Origin of the sequence: Pseudomonas sp. A0308, assembly GCF_044218815.1 — a bacterium.
GTDB classification, from domain to species: Bacteria; Pseudomonadota; Gammaproteobacteria; order Pseudomonadales; family Pseudomonadaceae; genus Aquipseudomonas; species Aquipseudomonas iridis.
In genome coordinates, this window is the sequence record NZ_CP162581.1 from 5,495,180 (window position 1) to 5,513,318 (window position 18,139).

At 59.8% G+C, this 18,139-nt stretch carries 13 protein-coding genes; 7 read left to right on the forward strand and 6 right to left on the reverse strand.

Annotated elements, in window-relative coordinates:
* Window positions 1-71: 71 nt before the first annotated feature.
* Window positions 72-1,082, forward strand: coding sequence for a beta-N-acetylhexosaminidase (gene nagZ, locus AB4P92_RS25470; RefSeq protein ID WP_042560163.1), 1,011 nt, complete (start codon window positions 72-74; stop codon window positions 1,080-1,082).
* A 12-nt stretch (window positions 1,083-1,094) separates the two neighbouring features.
* Window positions 1,095-1,832, forward strand: a complete 738-nt coding sequence (locus AB4P92_RS25475; RefSeq protein WP_200616767.1) for an S-methyl-5'-thioinosine phosphorylase — start codon at window positions 1,095-1,097, stop codon at window positions 1,830-1,832.
* Window positions 1,833-1,972: 140 nt separating this feature from the next.
* Here AB4P92_RS25475 and AB4P92_RS25480 read toward each other — a convergent pair whose 3' ends face one another.
* Genes AB4P92_RS25480 through mfd form a run of 3 tightly spaced genes read right to left on the reverse strand, consistent with a single transcriptional unit; the run spans window position 1,973 to window position 8,701 of the window.
* Window positions 1,973-4,663 (reverse strand): DEAD/DEAH box helicase, encoded by a 2,691-nt coding sequence (locus AB4P92_RS25480; protein WP_395598346.1) that lies wholly within the window; start codon window positions 4,661-4,663, stop codon window positions 1,973-1,975.
* An 11-nt stretch (window positions 4,664-4,674) separates the two neighbouring features.
* Window positions 4,675-5,241, reverse strand: coding sequence for a CsiV family protein (locus AB4P92_RS25485; RefSeq protein ID WP_395598347.1), 567 nt, complete (start codon window positions 5,239-5,241; stop codon window positions 4,675-4,677).
* A 10-nt stretch (window positions 5,242-5,251) separates the two neighbouring features.
* The gene (gene mfd / locus AB4P92_RS25490; RefSeq protein WP_042560159.1) at window positions 5,252-8,701 is read right to left on the reverse strand and encodes a transcription-repair coupling factor; all 3,450 of its coding nucleotides are present in this window, start codon (window positions 8,699-8,701) and stop codon (window positions 5,252-5,254) included.
* Between the two features lie 354 nt (window positions 8,702-9,055).
* On the opposite strand from mfd, the gene AB4P92_RS25495 reads away from it, so the two are divergent.
* Window positions 9,056-10,519, forward strand: a complete 1,464-nt coding sequence (locus AB4P92_RS25495; protein WP_042560158.1) for a glyceraldehyde-3-phosphate dehydrogenase — start codon at window positions 9,056-9,058, stop codon at window positions 10,517-10,519.
* Window positions 10,520-10,704: 185 nt separating this feature from the next.
* Here AB4P92_RS25495 and AB4P92_RS25500 read toward each other — a convergent pair whose 3' ends face one another.
* Window positions 10,705-12,003, reverse strand: a complete 1,299-nt coding sequence (locus tag AB4P92_RS25500) for an MFS transporter (RefSeq protein WP_042560157.1) — start codon at window positions 12,001-12,003, stop codon at window positions 10,705-10,707.
* Between the two features lie 74 nt (window positions 12,004-12,077).
* On the opposite strand from AB4P92_RS25500, the gene AB4P92_RS25505 reads away from it, so the two are divergent.
* Together AB4P92_RS25505 and sthA are read left to right on the forward strand one after the other, a co-directional pair.
* Window positions 12,078-13,130 (forward strand): FAD:protein FMN transferase, encoded by a 1,053-nt coding sequence (locus AB4P92_RS25505; RefSeq protein WP_395598348.1) that lies wholly within the window; start codon window positions 12,078-12,080, stop codon window positions 13,128-13,130.
* A 201-nt stretch (window positions 13,131-13,331) separates the two neighbouring features.
* Entirely contained in the window at window positions 13,332-14,726 is a 1,395-nt protein-coding gene (sthA, locus tag AB4P92_RS25510; RefSeq protein WP_042560156.1) for a Si-specific NAD(P)(+) transhydrogenase, read from the forward strand.
* Between the two features lie 42 nt (window positions 14,727-14,768).
* Here the strand turns inward: sthA and AB4P92_RS25515 are convergent, their stop codons facing one another.
* Both AB4P92_RS25515 and AB4P92_RS25520 read right to left on the reverse strand, forming a co-directional pair.
* Window positions 14,769-15,491, reverse strand: a complete 723-nt coding sequence (locus AB4P92_RS25515; RefSeq protein ID WP_042560155.1) for a glycerophosphodiester phosphodiesterase — start codon at window positions 15,489-15,491, stop codon at window positions 14,769-14,771.
* Between the two features lie 14 nt (window positions 15,492-15,505).
* Complete coding sequence (locus tag AB4P92_RS25520; protein ID WP_047302229.1) at window positions 15,506-16,087, reverse strand: PilZ domain-containing protein; 582 nt, start codon at window positions 16,085-16,087, stop codon at window positions 15,506-15,508.
* Between the two features lie 94 nt (window positions 16,088-16,181).
* On the opposite strand from AB4P92_RS25520, the gene AB4P92_RS25525 reads away from it, so the two are divergent.
* Complete coding sequence (locus AB4P92_RS25525) at window positions 16,182-17,432, forward strand: lipoprotein-releasing ABC transporter permease subunit (protein WP_200616764.1); 1,251 nt, start codon at window positions 16,182-16,184, stop codon at window positions 17,430-17,432.
* Window positions 17,433-17,439: 7 nt separating this feature from the next.
* The gene (gene lolD / locus AB4P92_RS25530) at window positions 17,440-18,123 is read left to right on the forward strand and encodes a lipoprotein-releasing ABC transporter ATP-binding protein LolD (RefSeq protein WP_164488114.1); all 684 of its coding nucleotides are present in this window, start codon (window positions 17,440-17,442) and stop codon (window positions 18,121-18,123) included.
* Window positions 18,124-18,139: the final 16 nt, after the last annotated feature.

Below are 18,139 nucleotides of genomic sequence, written 5' to 3' on the forward strand. Positions count from 1 at the left end.
GCCGACCTGCCGGGCACTGCCCTCGGTGGCGATTTCATGCGGATCGGGTTTTTCGTTTTCAAGGAATCTCTATGACTGCTGGCCTGCAAGGCTCGTTGATGGTGGACGTCGCCGGTACCTGGCTGACGGCTGAAGATCGCCAATTGTTGCGTCAGCCAGAAGTGGGTGGCCTGATCATTTTTGCCCGCAATATCGAACATCCGCGCCAGGTGCGTGAGCTCAGCGCGGCGATCCGTGCGATTCGCCCGGACTTGCTGCTGGCGGTGGATCAGGAGGGCGGTCGCGTGCAACGTTTGCGTCAAGGCTTCGTGCGTCTGCCGGCCATGCGCGCCATCGCAGACAATCCGAATGCCGAATACCTGGCTGAGCAATGTGGCTGGATCATGGCGACCGAAGTGCTGGCCGTCGGCCTCGACCTGAGCTTCGCCCCAGTGCTTGATCTCGATTACCAGCGCAGCGCCGTGGTTGGTACTCGTTCGTTTGAGGGTGATCCCGAGCGTGCCGCGTTGCTCGCTGGCGCCTTCATCCGGGGCATGAACAGCGCCGGAATGGCCGCCACGGGCAAGCATTTCCCCGGTCACGGCTGGGCCGAGGCCGATTCCCATGTTGCGATCCCCAACGACGAGCGCAGCCTTGACGAGATCCGCGCGAACGACCTCGTGCCTTTTGCCAAACTGAGCAAACAACTGGCCGCGGTCATGCCGGCACACGTCATCTATCCGCAAGTCGATTCGCAGCCTGCTGGCTTCTCTCGGCGCTGGTTGCAAGACATCCTGCGAGGCGAGTTGCAGTTCGACGGCGTGATTTTCAGCGACGATCTGTCGATGGCCGGCGCCCACGTGGTTGGCGACGCCGCCAGTCGCATCGAAGCCGCACTCTCTGCTGGGTGCGACATGGGCCTGGTCTGCAATGACCGCGCCGCTGCCGAATTGGCATTGAGTGCTGCGCAACGCATGAAGGTCAAACCGTCTGCGCGTATCGCACGTATGCGCGGTCAGGCGTTTGCCAGCACTGACTACCGCCAGGATCCACGCTGGCTGCAAGCCATCGGCGCACTCAAAGACGCTCAACTGATCGACTAAGGATTTTTCGTTATGACGGTTTACGCAATCATCGGTGGCACCGGCCTGACCCAGCTCGAAGGCTTGAGTATTCGCCAGTCGCTGGCAGTGGACACGCCATATGGTGCGCCTTCGGCCGACGTGCAGATTGGCGAATATGCCGGCAAGGAAGTGCTGTTCCTCGCGCGTCACGGGCACCCGCATCGCTTTCCACCGCACAAGGTCAACTACCGCGCCAACCTTTGGGCGCTGAAGCAGGCCGGTGCCGAGGCGATCATCGCGGTCAACGCCGTGGGTGGTATTCATCCTGCGATGGGTACGGGGCATTTCTGCGTGCCGCATCAAATCGTCGACTACACCAGCGGGCGCGAACACACCTATTTCGCCGATGACCTGGAACAGGTCACTCACATCGATTTCAGCTTTCCCTACAGCGAGCCGTTGCGTCAGCAATTGATTGCGGCTGTGGCTGCCGAAGGTTGCGATTACAGCGATCAGGGTGTTTATGCCTGCACGCAGGGACCACGTCTGGAAACCGTGGCCGAGATCGTGCGTCTGGAGCGTGATGGTTGCGACATCGTTGGCATGACCGGTATGCCGGAAGCGGCGTTGGCGCGTGAGCTGGATCTGGATTACGCGTGTCTGGCGCTGGTGGTGAACCCGGCGGCGGGCAAGACCACGCAAGTGATCACCATGGCCGAGATCGAGCAGGCGTTGCATGCCGGCATGGGCAAGGTGAAATCGACTTTGGCGCGGGTGCTTAAGGGCTGATCAGGCCTGCACGGAGTTGGCTCCATCGCTGGCAAGCCAGCTCCCACAGGTTTTTGTATTGTTCACAAAATAGTGTTCAATCCCAAATCACTGTGGGAGCTGGCTTGCCAGCGATAGCTATCTAACAGACGACAAAGATCTCAACGTTTGTCGAGCTTGTCCGGCAACGGCGCAAACAACGCTTCAATATCGTCATTCTGCAACTTCCAGTCCCCAGCCTTGCGCCCATCCAGCACGCCCGCTGCCAGGTCAGACTTCTCTTTCTGCAAGTGCTGAATCTTCTCTTCCACCGTGCCTCGGGCAATCATCTTGTAGACGAACACCGGTTTCTCCTGGCCGATCCGATAGGCGCGGTCGGTCGCCTGATTTTCGGTCGCGGGGTTCCACCACGGATCGTAGTGAATCACCGTATCCGCTTCGGTCAGGTTCAGGCCAACGCCACCCGCCTTCAGGCTGATCAGAAAGATCTGACGATTGCCGCTCTGGAATTCCTTCACCGGTGTGCGCCGATCGCGGGTTTGACCGGTCAGAAGTGCATAGGAGATTTTACGTTTCTTCAGTTCTTCCTCGATCAGTGACAGCATCGAGGTGAACTGCGAAAACAGCAGAATTCGCCGACCTTCTTCGAACAGCTCTTCGAGCATTTCCATCAGGCTGTCGAGCTTGCCGGAAGTGCTGCCGCGGGCGGGCAGGGTGGCGCCATTGACCAGGCGCAAATCACAGCAGACCTGACGCAGCTTGAGCAACGCTTCAAGAATGATGATCTGGCTGCGCGCCACGCCTTTGCGGGTGATCTCGTCGCGGACTTTTTTGTCCATGGCCAAGCGCATGGTTTCGTACACGTCGCGCTGCGCCTCGTTGAGATCGACCCAGTGAATGATTTCAGTTTTGGGCGGCAGCTCGGTGGCAACCTGTTCCTTGGTGCGGCGCAACAGAAACGGTTTTATCCGACCATTGAGGTGCTGAAGTCTGACCTCGCTGCCGCGTTTTTCGATCGGCACGCGGTAGTCGGCGTTGAAGCTTTTGACGTCGCCAAGCCAGCCCGGCAGCAGGAAATGGAACAGCGACCAAAGCTCGCCCAAGTGATTTTCCAGCGGTGTACCGCTCAGGCACAGGCGTTGACGAGCATTCAGCTCGCGCGCCGCTTGCGCCGCTTTGCTGTTGGGGTTCTTGATGTACTGCGCCTCGTCCAGCACCAAGACATGCAAAGGCTGTTGCACCAGACGTTCGATGTCCTTGGGCAGCAGCGCGTAGGTAGTGAGGATCAGGTCGAAGTCAGCCAGATTGTCGAAGTGCTTTTTGCGACTGGCGCCATAAAGCGCGAGCACTTTCAGTTGCGGCGTGAAATGCGCCGCCTCATCGAGCCAGTTCGGGATCAGGCTGGTAGGCATCACCACCATGCACGGACGATCCAGGCGTCCGGCGATTTTCTCGCTGAGAATATGCGCCAGCGTCTGTAGGGTTTTACCCAAACCCATGTCATCCGCGAGTATCCCGCCGACTTCCAGCTGGCGCAGCGACTGCATCCAGCTCAAGCCTTCGAATTGGTACGGACGCAATGTTGCGTTCAGGCCTTCGGGGGCCTCGATGCTGAAGTCACGAATGTCGCGCAGGCGTTGAGCAAACGTGCGGATCTGCTCGCCGCCCTCCCATAGCAGCGGCAGCCCCTCCAGCGAATTAAGGCGCGTGGCGTCAGCCTTGCTCAGGCGCAGGGTGGTTTCGCCAGGTTCCTGCAAATAAAACTCGCCGAGCGTGGCCAGCACCGGTTTCAACCGGCCGAGCGGCAACGCCACCTGCAACGGCCCATGCTCGAGGTTGCGCTGTGGAATGTTGACCAGAATCAGCTCGTCGTCACGGCGCCGCGCGAGGCGCTCCGGATTGAGGATTTCCGCGTGCGAGCGCATCAGGTTGAGCAGGATTGGCAGCAAACTGAGGCGCTCGCCATTGACGATGATCCCCAGCTCCAGATCAAACCAGTCGCGCTCCGGCGCCTGTTCAACCGTGGCGTACCAGTCATCCACGGCGGTCAGGTCGAAGCCGAACTCTTCGTCGATCTGCAATTCCCAGCCTTGGGTGCGCAGCTTTGGCAGTTCGTTGAGGGTGAAGGTCAGCCAGGCGCTGTCATTGACCATTTCATACAGTTCGCCAGCGCTTTCCGGCAAGGCTTTGCTCTGCCGGGTGGCGATACGAAAGCCGAGGATTCTTAACTGTTCGCGGTAGGACTGTTCCACTTCCGGGTGGCGTTTTATCCGCAAAGTCTGGTTTTCCTGGCGGATCAGGATGTCGCTGTTTTTCTGCCCGCTGACGTATTCGTCCAGATAGCTGAACGACAACGCCGCGCGATGCTGAATGTAGCGCTGCATCTTGCCGTTACGCGGTTCAAATGCACTGAACTCGACGCTGGCCAGCCACAGGCGAGGCATTGGTTGAACGTTGTCGACCAGCACTTGCGGTGGTGCCTTCGGGCCACGGTTTTCCAGCACGGCCTGGAGTTTTTCCAGCAGCTCGGCGTCTTTTGCGGCAGCGGGGTACTCCAGGGTTTCCTGGATTTTCAGCAGCACCGCTGCACAATGCTTGCAGTTGCTGCGAACCGGGCAGGTGCACGTGGCGTCGACCAGCAGCAAAGTGCCTTTGGCTGACTCGCGCAGGTGAATGGTCTGACGGTAGACGTTACCGCCAGAGCCTTCGCAACTGGCGGTAATGGTCGCATCGCCGACCTGGGCGATGCGTACCCGGTTTTCCAGGGCGTAGCGGCGACCACGCTCCAGGCTCTGTTCCTTGAATCGGCTGACCCAGGAGGGTGCCAACGGTTTACTCAGGGGCGGGGACATAAGGACTTCGATCAGTCCGGAACGACTTCAGGCGCTTCCCGTGGCGCAGGCGCGGTCAGGGAAGTGATCTTGATCAGCAGGGCCAGATGGCCGTTATCGAGATAATTGAGCTGGCCGTTTTTGGTGTGGCTGTCCTGTTTCAGGCGCTCACTGGCAGTGACCAGGCCATTGGCGTCGATCTGATTGACCCAGAAATCCGCAGCCACGTCGGTGAAGCGCCCGAGTTTCATCTCAAGCGTACCCTCGATCGGGAACTGACCGAATTGCTCGTTGCCTTCGCTGATCGCGACTTTTGCCGGCGTTTCACCGAGGGTTTGCTGCCAGGCCTTGTGCATCAACACGCTGTACTCGCCGCTGGCGGTGAGTTTGGTGACGACGTCATTCAGCGCCGGCGTACGTTTGCTTTCGTCGCCCAAACGCTGGGCGCCCGCGGCCCAGTCTTCCGGCGCGGCGCGGCTGACAATCGCCGGCACTGCGTTCTGGCGCACCAGAATCATTTCGACCTGATACAGGTCATCGGCAAACGCCGAAGGTGCTACCAAGGTGAGTAGCAAAGTCAGTGAGCGAAACAGGCGCATGCGGCGTCCTTCAAGCAGTTTTCGGGATGAGGCGCTCAAACAGCGCCTCTACAGTATTAAAGCGCTCTTCCGGGCGCTCCATCGGCACCTGGAACTTGAACATCGTGGCGCCTTCGAATTTGTAGCGTTTTGGCTGGCTCTGAATCAGTTTGATCAGGGTCATCGGGTCGACTGGAGTCTGCGCTTCAAACTCAATGCGTCCACCCTGCGGGCCACCGTCGACTTTCTTGATGCCCAGCTTTTCGGCCTGCAGCTTCAACGCCGTGATGCGCACCAGATTCTTGGTCGGCTCCGGAAGCAGGCCGAAACGATCGATCATCTCGACTTGCAGATCCTTCAAGCCTTCCTCGTCGGTGGCCGACGCGATGCGCTTGTACAGGATCAGGCGGGCGTGGACGTCCGGCAAATAGTCTTCCGGAATCAGCGCCGGTACCCGCAGATTGACTTCCGGGCCACCGCCAAGCGGTTGATCGAGGTTCGGTTGCTCGCCCTTGCGGATCGATTTCACCGCGCGCTCAAGCATTTCCATATACAGCGTGAAACCCACGGCTTGAATCTGGCCACTCTGGCCATCGCCGAGCAGTTCGCCGGCGCCACGGATTTCCAGGTCGTTGGTGGCCAGCACGAAACCGGCACCGAGGTCCTGGGTGTTGGCAATCGCCTCCAGACGCTTTTCCGCGTCTGAAGTGATCTGCTGGCGCGGCGGCGTCAGCAGATAAGCATAAGCCTGGTGGTGACTGCGACCGACACGGCCGCGCAGCTGGTGCAGTTGCGCCAGACCGAACTTGTCGGCGCGCTCGATGATGATGGTGTTGGCGCTCGGTACGTCGATACCGGTCTCGATGATGGTCGAGGCAATCAGCACGTTGAAACGCTTGTGATAGAAGTCGCTCATCACCTGTTCAAGTTCGCGCTCGCGCATCTGTCCGTGGCCGATGGCGATCCGTGCTTCCGGAACCAGTTCGGCCAGATCGGCGGCGCACTTCTCGATGGTTTTCACATCGTTGTGCAGGTAATAAACCTGACCGCCACGCAGCAGTTCGCGGAGCAGGGCTTCTTTGACCGTGCTCTTGTTCTGCTCCATGACGAAGGTGCGCACCGACAGGCGTCGCGCCGGCGGCGTGGCAATGATCGACAGGTCGCGCATGCCCGACACCGCCATGTTCAGCGTGCGCGGAATCGGTGTGGCCGTCAGGGTCAGAATGTCGACTTCGCTGCGCAAGGCCTTGAGCTGTTCTTTCTGACGCACACCAAAACGGTGCTCTTCGTCGATGATCACCAGCCCGAGGTTTTTGATTTTCACGTCGTCGGACAGCAATTTGTGCGTGCCGATGACGATGTCGATCTTGCCTTCCGCCAGATCGGCAATCGCCGCGTTGACTTCCTTGGCGGACTTGAAGCGGCTCATCACTTCCACGCTTACTGGCCAGTCGGCGAAGCGGTCGCGGAAGCTGTTGTAATGCTGCTGGGCGAGCAGGGTGGTCGGCACCAGAATCGCAACCTGGCGGCCGCCGTGTACAGCGATGAACGCTGCGCGCATGGCCACTTCGGTCTTGCCGAAACCCACGTCACCGCAGACCAGACGATCCATCGGTTTCGGCGCGAGCATGTCGGCGCGCACTGCTTCGATGGTGGTTTGCTGGTCGGGCGTTTCTTCGAACGGGAAACCGGCGCTGAATGTCGCGTAATCGGCTTTCGGATCGGCGAACGCATAACCTTCGCGAGCGGCGCGACGGGCATAGATGTCGAGCAATTCGGCGGCAACGTCGCGCACCTGTTCGGCCGCTTTGCGTTTGGCTTTCTGCCAGGTCTCGGAGCCGAGGCGGTGCAGCGGGGCCAGTGCATCGTCGCTGCCGGTGTAGCGGGCGATCAAGTGCAGGTTGGCCACCGGAACATAGAGCTTGGCGTTCTCGGCGTATTCGAGGGTGAGAAATTCGGCAGCCTGATCGTCGATTTCCAGAATCGTCAGGCCCAGGTAGCGGCCGACACCGTGATCGATGTGCACCACCGGCGCGCCTTCGCGCAGTTCGGTGAGGTTCTTGATCACCGCGTCGTGGTTGCCGTCGGCGCGCTTCTCGCGACGGCGACGCTGCATGACTCGCTGACCGAACAGCGGGCTTTCGGCGACCAATGCCAGCGCCGGGTCGTCGAGCAGCAGGCCTTCGTCGAGCGGCGCAATGGTGATCGCCAGGCGATCCTTGCTCGCGACGAAATCCGGCCAGCTGTCGACCGTTTTCGGTCGCAGTTTCAGGCGTTCGAGCAACTCCAGCAGGACTTCGCGACGGCCCGCCGATTCGGCCGTGAACAGCACGCGTCCGGGGAATTCATCGAGGAAACCTGCCAGTGCTGCCAGCGGTTGCGTGGCCTTGGCTTCGATCGCCAGATTCGGCAGCGCTTGCGCCGGGAAGCGCTCGCGACCTGCACCGACTTCTACGTCCTGTTGGCTGGCGACCACGCGCGGCCAGCTCTTGAGCCTGGCAAAGCAATCTTCCACCGGCAGGAACAATTCCGCCGGTGGCAATAAAGGACGAGCAGGATCGACGCGGCGTTCTTCATAACGATTGCGTACGTCGTTCCAGAAATTCTCCGCCGCTTGCTCGATGCCCGGCAGCGAGAACACTTGCGTGTCCTGGGGCAGGTAATCGAACAGGGTCGAGGTTTCGTCAAAGAACAGCGGCAAGTAGTACTCGATACCGGCCGGTGTGATACCGCTGCTCAAATCCTGAAAGATCGGGCAGCGACGGAAATCAACGTCAAAGCGTTCGCGGAAACGCGCCTTGAAGCGGGTGACTGCATCTTTCTGCAGCGGGAACTCACGGGCCGGCAGCAGCTTGACCGAATCGACCTTGTCGATGGAGCGCTGGTTTTCCGGATCGAAGGTGCGCAGGGTTTCGATTTCGTCGTCGAACAGGTCGATGCGATAGGGCAGCTTGCTGCCCATCGGGAACAAATCGATCAATGCGCCGCGCACGGTGAACTCGCCGTGCTCGTAGACGGTGTCTACATAGCGATAGCCGCTGGCTTCGAGTCGCGAGCGCATTTGCTCGACGTCGAGCTTCTGGCCGACATCCAGCACCAGGCTGCTGCCGAGCAGGAACTTGGTCGGCGCCAGACGATGCAGTGCTGTCGTGATCGGCACCACCAGCACGCCATGCGCCAGCTCCGGCAACCTATATAAGGCGGCAATGCGCTGGGAAATGATGTCCTGATGCGGCGAGAACAGGTCGTAGGGCAGGGTTTCCCAGTCGGGAAAATGCAGGACGGGCAAATCCGGGGCGAAGAAACTCAGCTCCTGTTCCAGCCGTTCGGCACTTTGGCTGTCGGCGGTCAGGAGCAGGGTGAAGCGCTTGGCAGCGCTGGCAGCCTCGGCAATCGCCAGGCTGAGGGCGGCACCGGGCAAATTGCCCCAATGCTGTTTACCTGCCGCAGCAGGGAGAAGCGGTAGACGCAGAACAGGCACGGAAGGTTGAGCTCCAGGCGTTGCGACAAAGTCGGTAATTGTAGCGGCGTCCGATGCTGCCTGTCAGTTGCAGACTGTGTCTATCTTCGATGTTTGGGTGAAATGTAGTGGTAACCATAAAAACCAGCACTTTTTTAGCGGTTATGTAGTGCCGAAACCGAGTGGTGTTTCGGAGGGTTACAGACATCGTCTAACAGTCGTCGAAAAATTGACTGTGCTGGAGGCCGCGTATTTACTGGCCTGGAGAAGGGCGCAATTTTTTTGAACGGAAATTTGTTAGCGTTTGCGCGACAGGCGCGCATTGCTACGTGCGGTTCTGAGCGGCATAATGTAGCCCCTTTTTTCTGCCCCTACATGTGGAAGGTTACCGTGACTCAGAAGCCCGACCAGTGTCTTGGTGAATGGATCGACCGTGAAGCACTCGCAGAAGCGATGATCCCGCTTATCGGTCAGCTCTACCGCAATAACAACGTGGTGAGCTCGATCTATGGCCGCAGCCTGATCAACCAGTCTGTCATCGCGATTCTCAAAGCTCACCGCTTTGCGCGCCACCGTTCTTCCGACGACAGCGAACTCTCCGTCCACGAAACATTCCCCCTGCTCAAAGCCATGAGCGAGCTCAAGCTCGGCGCGGCTTCGGTAGACCTGGGCAAGTTGGCGTTCAAATTCCGCAACGAAGGCAACGGCCGCAGCGCCGAGCAGTTCGTTCGTGAAGAAATGGCTGATGTGGTTGGCCAGCAAAACGCCTCGGCCCGCAAAGGCACTGACGTTGTGCTGTACGGCTTCGGTCGAATCGGCCGTCTGCTGGCGCGCATCCTGATCGAAAAAACCGGTGGTGGCGACGGTCTGCGTCTGCGTGCCATCGTCGTGCGTAAAGGCGCCGACAACGACCTGACCAAACGCGCCAGCCTGCTGCGTCGCGATTCGGTCCATGGTTCGTTCAACGGCACCATCACCATCGACGAAGAAAACAACACCATCACCGCCAACGGTAACCTGATCCAGGTGATCTACGCGAAGAACCCGACTGAAGTGGATTACACCCAGTACGGCATCAAAGACGCACTGCTGGTGGACAACACCGGTGTATGGCGTGACGCTGATGGCCTGGGTCAACACCTGGCGTGCCCGGGTATCGACCGCGTTGTTCTGACCGCGCCTGGCAAAGGCAAGCTGAAGAACATCGTTCACGGCATCAACCACGGTGAAATTACCGCTGACGACAAGATCGTGTCTGCCGCTTCCTGCACCACCAACGCCATTGTGCCGGTGCTCAAAGCTGTTAATGACAAGTTCGGCATCATCAACGGTCACGTCGAAACCGTTCACTCGTACACCAACGACCAGAACCTGATCGACAACTTCCACAAGGGCGATCGCCGTGGCCGTAGCGCCGCGCTGAACATGGTTATCACCGAGACCGGTGCTGCCACCGCTGCTGCCAAGGCCCTGCCTGAGCTGGCCGGCAAGCTGACCGGTAACGCGATCCGTGTTCCAACGCCGAACGTGTCGATGGCCATTCTCAACCTCAACCTTGAGAAAGCCGCCACCCGTGAAGAGATGAACGAGTACCTGCGCTACATGGCGCTGCACTCCGATCTGCATAAGCAAATCGACTTCGTCAACTCGCAGGAAGTGGTTTCGACCGACTTCGTTGGCTCGCGCCACGCCGGTGTGGTCGACGCTGAAGCGACCATCACTCAGGATAACCGCGTTGTTCTGTACGTCTGGTACGACAACGAGTTCGGTTACAGCTGCCAGGTGGTTCGCGTGATGGAAGACATGGCCGGTGTAAACCCGCCTGCGTTCCCGCGCTAAGCCTTGGCTGCACATGAAAACGCCCCGACTTAGGTCGGGGCGTTTTTTTATGCCTTGTAAATCTCTGTTACCTGTACCGGCCTCATCGCTGGCAAGCCAGCTCCCACAGGTTTCTTGAGGGCTTGCACAATCGCATTCACACCCGAAACCCTTGTGGGAGCTGGCTTGCCAGCGATGGCGTCCTGTCAGGCGCGACCAACCACAGCCGCTTGCGCAGTACGCAGTTCATGCCTGTTGCCACGAAACAGCACCAGCGTCGCAATCAACCCCAGCACCGCTGCACCTGTGAGCCAGATGCCCGGCGCAGCCTTGTTACCCAGCACATGAATCAGATAAGTGCACGCTGCCGGTGTAAAACCACCAAACGTCGCCGTCGCCAGGCTGTAGGCCAACGAGAATCCGGTCGTACGAACTTCCACCGGCATGATCTCCGTGAGCGCCACCACCATCGCGCCGTTATAAGAGCCGTACAGGAACGACAGCCACAGCTCGACGATCAGCAGATGGCTGAAACTCGGGTTCGCCACCAGCCACGACAGTGCCGGATAAGCCGTCAGAATCGCCAGAATTGTCGCCGCGAGCAATAGGGGTTTACGTCCGACCTTGTCGGACACCGCACCCATCACCGGCAACCAGAAGAAGTTCGACAGACCAATGCAGACGGTCACCAGCAAGGCGTCCAGGTCCGACAGATGCAGTTCGGATTTGCCGAAAGTCGGGGTGTAGGCGGTGATCAGGTAGAACGACACTGTGGTCATCACAACCAGCGCCATGCCGGCGATGACAATGCCAAAGTTCTGACCGATTGAACGGACGATTTCGCGCAGGGTAGGGCGATGTTTACGCGCCTGGAATTCCGGGGTTTCTTCCAGCGAACGACGGATGACGAAGATCACCGGTACGATCATGCAGCCGATCAGAAACGGCACGCGCCAGCCCCATTCGCCCATTTCCTCCGGGCTTAGCCAGTGATTGAGACCGACACCGAGCAGGCCGGCGAATACCACGGCCGCCTGTTGGCTGGCGGACTGCCAACTGACGAAAAAGCCCTTGCGGCCGGGGGTGGAGATTTCCGCCAGATACACAGACACGCCGCCCAGTTCCACGCCGGCCGAGAAGCCTTGCAGCAGGCGTCCGAACAGCACCAGCAACGGTGCTGCCACGCCAAGCGTTGCATAGCCGGGGACGCAGGCGATCAGCACGGTGCCGGCGGCCATCATTGCCAAGGTAATGATCAGGCCTTTGCGCCGGCCATGACGGTCGATGTAAGCGCCGAGGAAAATCGCCCCCAATGGACGCATCAGGAAGCCGGCGCCGAACGTGGCCAGCGACAGCATCAGGGATGCAAAGGCGCTGTCGGCGGGGAAGAAAGTTTTCGCGATGGCCGTGGCGTAGAAGCCGTAGACCATGAAGTCGAACATTTCGAGGAAATTGCCGCTGACAACGCGAAAAATCGCTTTGCCGTTGCCCGTGGTCGAGGACATTTGCAGATTCTCACTATTGAATTTGTATGAAGGCGTTGCATCCGTTTCGGAGCGAGCGCGCTCTGTAGTCCATAATGGCCGCCGCGGTTTTGCAGGGAGATGAAGATTTGTTAACTGGACGGTGCAGAGGGCTTGTGGTCCTGGCCGCTGTTTTGTCGGGCTGCGGCAACGGCGACAGCCTGGAAAGCTTTGGCGGCGCGACCATGGGCAGCACGTATTCGATCAAGTACGTGCGTCATGCAGGTCAGGTGGATGCTGCGCGCGTGCGCGTGCGCAGCGAAGTGGAGGGCATCCTCGCCGAAATCGAGCGGCAAATGTCCACGTATCGCAGTGACTCGGATATCGAGCGCTTCAACGCATTGCCCGCCAATACTTGTCAGAGAATGCCCGCGCCTGTCCTCGAGTTGGTCCGCGTAGGCGAGCAGCTGTCAGAGCAAAGCGAAGGTTCCTACGACCTGACCGTGGAGCCGCTGCTGAATCTGTGGGGTTTCGGCCCGCAAGGTCGCGAAGAAAAGGTCCCGAGCGCCGCTGCGTTGGCGGAGGTGTTGCAGAGGGTCGGTCACAAGCATTTGCGCATTGATGGCGAGCAGTTGTGCAAGGACGCCGCCGTCGAAGTCGACTTCAACAGTATCGCCGCCGGTTATGCCGTCGACACGATTGCCGCCAGGCTCGACGCCATGGGCATCCACGATTACCTCGCCGAGGCCACTGGCGAGCTCAAGGCTAAAGGCAAAAAACCTGACGGTTCGCCATGGCGCATTGCGTTGGAAGCGCCTCGCGACGATCAGCAGGTCGCCGAGCGCATCATCAACGTCGACGGCTACGGCGTTTCCACCTCGGGTGACTACCGCAACTATTTCCTGCAGGACGGTCGGCGTTATTCCCACACCTTCGATGCCCGCAGTGGCGCGCCCGTCCTACACGATCTGGCGTCGGTCACGGTAATTCATCCTTCAGCACTGATGGCCGATGGACTATCGACGCTGTTGCTGATTCTCGGGCCTGAAAGGGCGTGGGCCTATGCCGAAAAACATGACATTGGTGCATTCTTTGTCATTCGTGCCGATACAGGTTTTGTCATACGCACCAGCAAGGCTTTCGATCGGCTCTCGGGCGCAAAGAATTGACTGGGAACAATACGAAAGCTGGCGTTGTAGTGCAGGCAAAAGTAGCCTACGACGCGACCAAGGGTTAATGTGCGCGGCGTTGACGCTTCTATAGACTGTGTCCGGGTTCTTTACTGACCCCCAATTGTTCCTTCACGCCGCCGTTCGGCGTGATTTAGCCGCCGGTGCTGCTGGCACCGCGGCCTGTTCTGAGGAGTACGCATGGCTGTCTACAACTACGACGTGGTGGTGCTGGGTTCCGGCCCGGCGGGAGAAGGCGCGGCAATGAACGCCGCCAAAGCAGGGCGCAAGGTCGCGATGGTCGACAGCCGTCGCCAGGTCGGCGGCAACTGCACCCACCTCGGCACCATCCCGTCCAAGGCACTGCGTCACTCGGTGCGGCAGATCATGCAGTTCAACACCAACCCTATGTTCCGGGCCATCGGCGAGCCGCGCTGGTTCTCCTTCCCGGACGTGTTGAAAAGCGCCGAGAAAGTCATTTCCAAACAAGTCGCCTCGCGCACTGGCTACTATGCCCGTAACCGTGTCGACGTGTTTTTCGGCACCGGCAGCTTCGCCGACGAGCAAACCATCGAAGTGGTCTGCGCCAATGGCGTGGTCGAAAAACTGGTAGCCAAGCACATCATCATCGCCACCGGTTCGCGCCCGTATCGCCCGGCGGACATCGATTTTCATCACCCGCGTATCTACGATAGCGACACCATCCTCAGCCTCGGCCACACCCCGCGCAAACTGATCGTTTACGGCGCCGGCGTGATCGGCTGCGAATACGCGTCGATCTTCAGTGGTCTGGGCGTGCTGGTAGAGCTGGTGGACAACCGCGGTCAGTTGCTGAGCTTCCTCGACTCGGAAATCTCCCAGGCGTTGAGCTACCACTTCAGCAACAACAACATCACCGTGCGCCACAACGAAGATTACGATCGCGTTGAAGGCGTCGACAACGGCGTGATCCTGCACCTGAAGTCCGGCAAGAAGATCAAGGCCGACGCCTTGCTCTGGTGCAACGGGCGTACCGGCAACACCGATCAGTTGGGTCTGGAAAACATCGGCGTCAAGGTCAACAGCCGTGGCCAGATCGAAGTCGACGAGGCTTATCGCACCTGCGTGCCGAACATCTACGGCGCGGGCGACGTGATCGGCTGGCCGAGCCTGGCCAGCGCTGCTCACGACCAGGGCCGTTCGGCCGCTGGCAGCATCGTGGATAACGCTAGCTGGCGCTTCGTCAATGACGTGCCGACCGGGATCTACACCATTCCGGAGATCAGCTCGATCGGCAAGAACGAGCAGGAACTGACCCAGGCCAAAGTGCCGTACGAAGTTGGCAAGGCGTTCTTCAAGAGCATGGCGCGGGCGCAGATTGCCGGCGAGCCGCAAGGCATGCTGAAGATCCTGTTCCACCGTGAAACCCTGGAAGTGCTGGGCGTTCACTGCTTCGGTTATCAGGCGTCGGAGATCGTTCACATCGGTCAGGCGATCATGAACCAGCCGGGCGAGCTGAACACGCTGAAGTACTTCGTCAACACCACGTTCAACTACCCGACCATGGCTGAAGCCTATCGGGTAGCGGCGTACGACGGCCTCAACCGGCTTTTTTGACGGGCTCCGGCCGGTGGCCTGAGCCGGCCGGGGAGACCGATTTCAGCAATTCTCGAGCGTGGCAGTGGCCAAACCGGGAAAGTCTGTAATCAGGCTGTCAACGCCGAAGTCGGCGAGTCTGCGCATCAGCGCAGGCTCGTTGACGGTCCACACCGACACATGCAGGCCCTGACGCTGCGCTTTTTGCAGGCGCTCAGGCGTACACAGCGTCCAGTTCAACGCCAGAATCTCGCAGCCGTAGCTTTGCGCGACCTTCAACGGGTCGAGCCAGGCGTACTCGGCGACCAGACCGCGCGACACATCCGGCACCAGATCCAGTGCAGCCTTCAACACTTCCCGCGAGCTCGAGGTGATGGTCACCTTGTCGAGCAAGCCGTGGCGTTGCGCCATTTCCCGAATCGCCAACACGGTGGTGGCAGCACGGGTGCGTGAAGCGCTTTTGACTTCAAGCTGCCAGTGCTCGAAATCGCACTTCTCGAACAACTCTTCCAGCGTCGGAATCGGGCACGGCTTGATCCAGCCAGGGCCGCCCTTACGCGCATCAAATGTCACCAGATCGGCGGCAGTCTGCTCGACGACCTTGCCGCGACGGTCGGTGGTGCGCTTGAGCGTCGGGTCGTGGATGACCATCAGCTCGCCGTCCTTTGACAGGTGCAGATCCAGTTCGCAGCGGCGCACGCCGTGCTTGAGACATTCCTGAAAACTGGTCAGGGTGTTTTCCGGTGCTTCGCCCTTGGCGCCGCGGTGGCCGTAGATGAGGGTCACGGTTCTTCCTTAATTTAAATGCCTGATTCGTTCTGTTCGCGGGCCAGACGCCGTTCCTGAGCCTGCTTCTGCAAGATATAGCGGGCAAGTAGCTGGCGCTGGGCATCGGTCAGGTGTTCGAACTCGGTCCCGACGTCATAACCCTCACCCTTGCGCTCGCAATGGGTGACACGGGCGCGCAGCAACAGGCCGAGCGCCTGGGGCATCAGCACCAGTTTGATCGACAGATGCGCACCGGCTGCGATGGGCGTCGGGTGCTGGAAGTCGATCCCGCCCTCGGAGATGATCACCGGTTGCGGCTCGCCGATGTGGCCGAGCACGGTGAGGGCGACCACCTGGCTGAGCAGGTCGATGCGTTTGTTCTGGGATTTCAGGAACGCGGCGATGGCCCGATCGCGCTCGCTGATCTGGCGCAACAGGTGCTGCGACTCGAATTCGCTCAGGTGCAGCTCGCTGAGCAGGTTGAATAGAGGGGAAGCATCCTGCAACACTTCCTGGCCTGCGGCTTCGGGAGCGGACAGGGGCCGAATTTCCAGTGCGATCGTGTCCTCGATACGGTAGTATTCGCGGCGATCTTCTTCATCTAATGTCGACATGGCGAACCCATGGTAGCGGCGGTGGTCTGAGTGTAAAGCTGGTTATCGACCCCCGCCACAAGGACGTTCCTTTTCCCTCCGAACAAGCCCCGACATGTTCAGACCTCTCTTCGTATTTATCGGCACGCGTTATACCCGTGCAAAACGTCGCAATCATTTTGTGTCATTCATTTCCCTGACTTCGATGATCGGGCTCGCCCTTGGCGTGGTCGTGATGATCGTGGTGCTCTCGGTGATGAATGGCTTCGATCATGAGATGCGCACCCGCGTGCTGGGCATGGTGCCCCACGCGACCATTGAATCCACTGATCCGATCAACGATTGGCAAAGCCTGGCCACCAAGGTCAAACAGAACCCGCAGGTGGCGGCCGTCGCGCCGTTCACCCAGATGCAGGGCCTGCTGACCAATAACGGTCAGGTCTCCAAGGTGTTGCTCAACGCCATCGACCCTGCGCTCGAGCGCAATGTGTCGATCATCGACAACTTCATGAAGCAGGGCAAACTCGACGACCTGACGCCGGGCAGCTTCGGCATCGTCATCGGCGACAAGGCCGCGACCAAGCTCGGCGTGGGTCTGGGGGACAAGGTCACCTTCGTCGCCCCGGAGGTCAGCGTGACCCCGGCCGGGATGTTCCCGCGCATGAAGCGCTTCACCGTGGTCGGCATTTTCCATGTCGGCGCCGGCGAGCTCGACGGTTATCTGGGCGTCACCAACCTGCAGGATCTGGCGAAAATGCATCGCTGGAAGCCTGATCAGGTGCAGGGCCTGCGTCTGAAGTTCGACGACCTGTTTCAGGCACCGCGTGCGGCATGGAGCATCGCCCAGCAACTTGGCGATGACCGTTTCTACGCCCGTGACTGGACTCGCACCCACGGCAATCTGTATCAGGCGATCCGTATGGAAAAAGCCATGATCGGGCTGCTGTTGTTGCTGATCGTTGCGGTGGCGGCGTTCAACATCATTTCCACGCTGGTGATGGTGGTGAACGACAAGAAGGGCGACATCGCCATTCTGCGGACCCTCGGCGCTACGCCGGGGACGATCATGCGCACGTTCATGGTGCAAGGCACGGTCATTGGTGTGGTCGGCACAGCCATTGGCGCGGTGCTCGGGATTCTCGCAGCGCTCAACGTCAGCGCTGCGATTTCGGCCCTTGAAGGGCTGCTCGGGCACAAGTTCCTTAATGCTGACGTGTATTTCATTGATTATCTTCCGTCGCAGGTGCAGAGCCAGGATGTGATCATGGTCTGCGCCGCTGCATTGGTTTTGAGTTTCCTCGCCACCCTGTATCCCGCCTGGCGTGCCGCGCGCACCCAGCCGGCGGAGGCGTTACGTTATGAGTGAGTCGGGCATGAGTGAAAAAGCAATCTTGAGCTGCCGCAACCTGGGCAAATCCTACGAGGAAGGTCCGGAGTCGGTAGAAGTGCTGGCCGGTCTGCAACTGGAGTTGAACCCGGGCGAGCGTGTGGCGATTGTCGGCACCTCGGGCTCGGGCAAAAGTACTTTGCTCAACCTGCTGGGCGGCCTCGACACGCCGACCCAGGGCAGTGTCTGGCTCGATGGTGAAGAATTGTCGGCGCTGAGCGAGAAGAAGCGCGGTCTGCTGCGTAACCGTTCGCTGGGCTTCGTCTACCAGTTCCACCACTTGCTGCCGGAATTCACCGCGCTGGAAAACGTCTGCATGCCGCTGCTGATCGGCAAGACGTCGATCCCTGAGGCACGTCAGCGCGCCACCGCGCTGCTGGAGCGAGTGGGGCTGGGCCATCGCCTGGAACACAAACCCTCCGAGCTGTCCGGCGGTGAACGCCAGCGTGTAGCGATTGCCCGCGCACTGGTGAACAAGCCGGGGCTGGTAATGCTCGACGAGCCGACCGGCAACCTCGACTCCCACACCGCCCAAGGCATTCAGGATTTGATGCTGGAACTCAGCACCTCGATGCGCACGGCGTTCCTGGTGGTGACCCACGACATGAACCTGGCTCGCCAGATGGATCGCGTCCTGCACCTGCAAAACGGTTGCCTGACGCCCATCTGATGAGTTGAAACCCGGC

Coding starts and splice junctions, on each gene's coding strand:
- lolD (WP_164488114.1), top strand. CDS start 17,440: ATGAGTGAAAAAGCAATCTTGAGCTGCCGCAACCTGGGCAAATCCTAC.
- sthA (WP_042560156.1), top strand. CDS start 13,332: ATGGCTGTCTACAACTACGACGTGGTGGTGCTGGGTTCCGGCCCGGCG.
- AB4P92_RS25520 (WP_047302229.1), bottom strand. CDS start 16,087: ATGTCGACATTAGATGAAGAAGATCGCCGCGAATACTACCGTATCGAG.
- AB4P92_RS25475 (WP_200616767.1), top strand. CDS start 1,095: ATGACGGTTTACGCAATCATCGGTGGCACCGGCCTGACCCAGCTCGAA.
- AB4P92_RS25500 (WP_042560157.1), bottom strand. CDS start 12,003: ATGTCCTCGACCACGGGCAACGGCAAAGCGATTTTTCGCGTTGTCAGC.
- AB4P92_RS25505 (WP_395598348.1), top strand. CDS start 12,078: ATGGCCGCCGCGGTTTTGCAGGGAGATGAAGATTTGTTAACTGGACGG.
- AB4P92_RS25485 (WP_395598347.1), bottom strand. CDS start 5,241: ATGCGCCTGTTTCGCTCACTGACTTTGCTACTCACCTTGGTAGCACCT.
- AB4P92_RS25480 (WP_395598346.1), bottom strand. CDS start 4,663: ATGTCCCCGCCCCTGAGTAAACCGTTGGCACCCTCCTGGGTCAGCCGA.
- AB4P92_RS25495 (WP_042560158.1), top strand. CDS start 9,056: ATGTGGAAGGTTACCGTGACTCAGAAGCCCGACCAGTGTCTTGGTGAA.
- nagZ (WP_042560163.1), top strand. CDS start 72: ATGACTGCTGGCCTGCAAGGCTCGTTGATGGTGGACGTCGCCGGTACC.
- AB4P92_RS25525 (WP_200616764.1), top strand. CDS start 16,182: ATGTTCAGACCTCTCTTCGTATTTATCGGCACGCGTTATACCCGTGCA.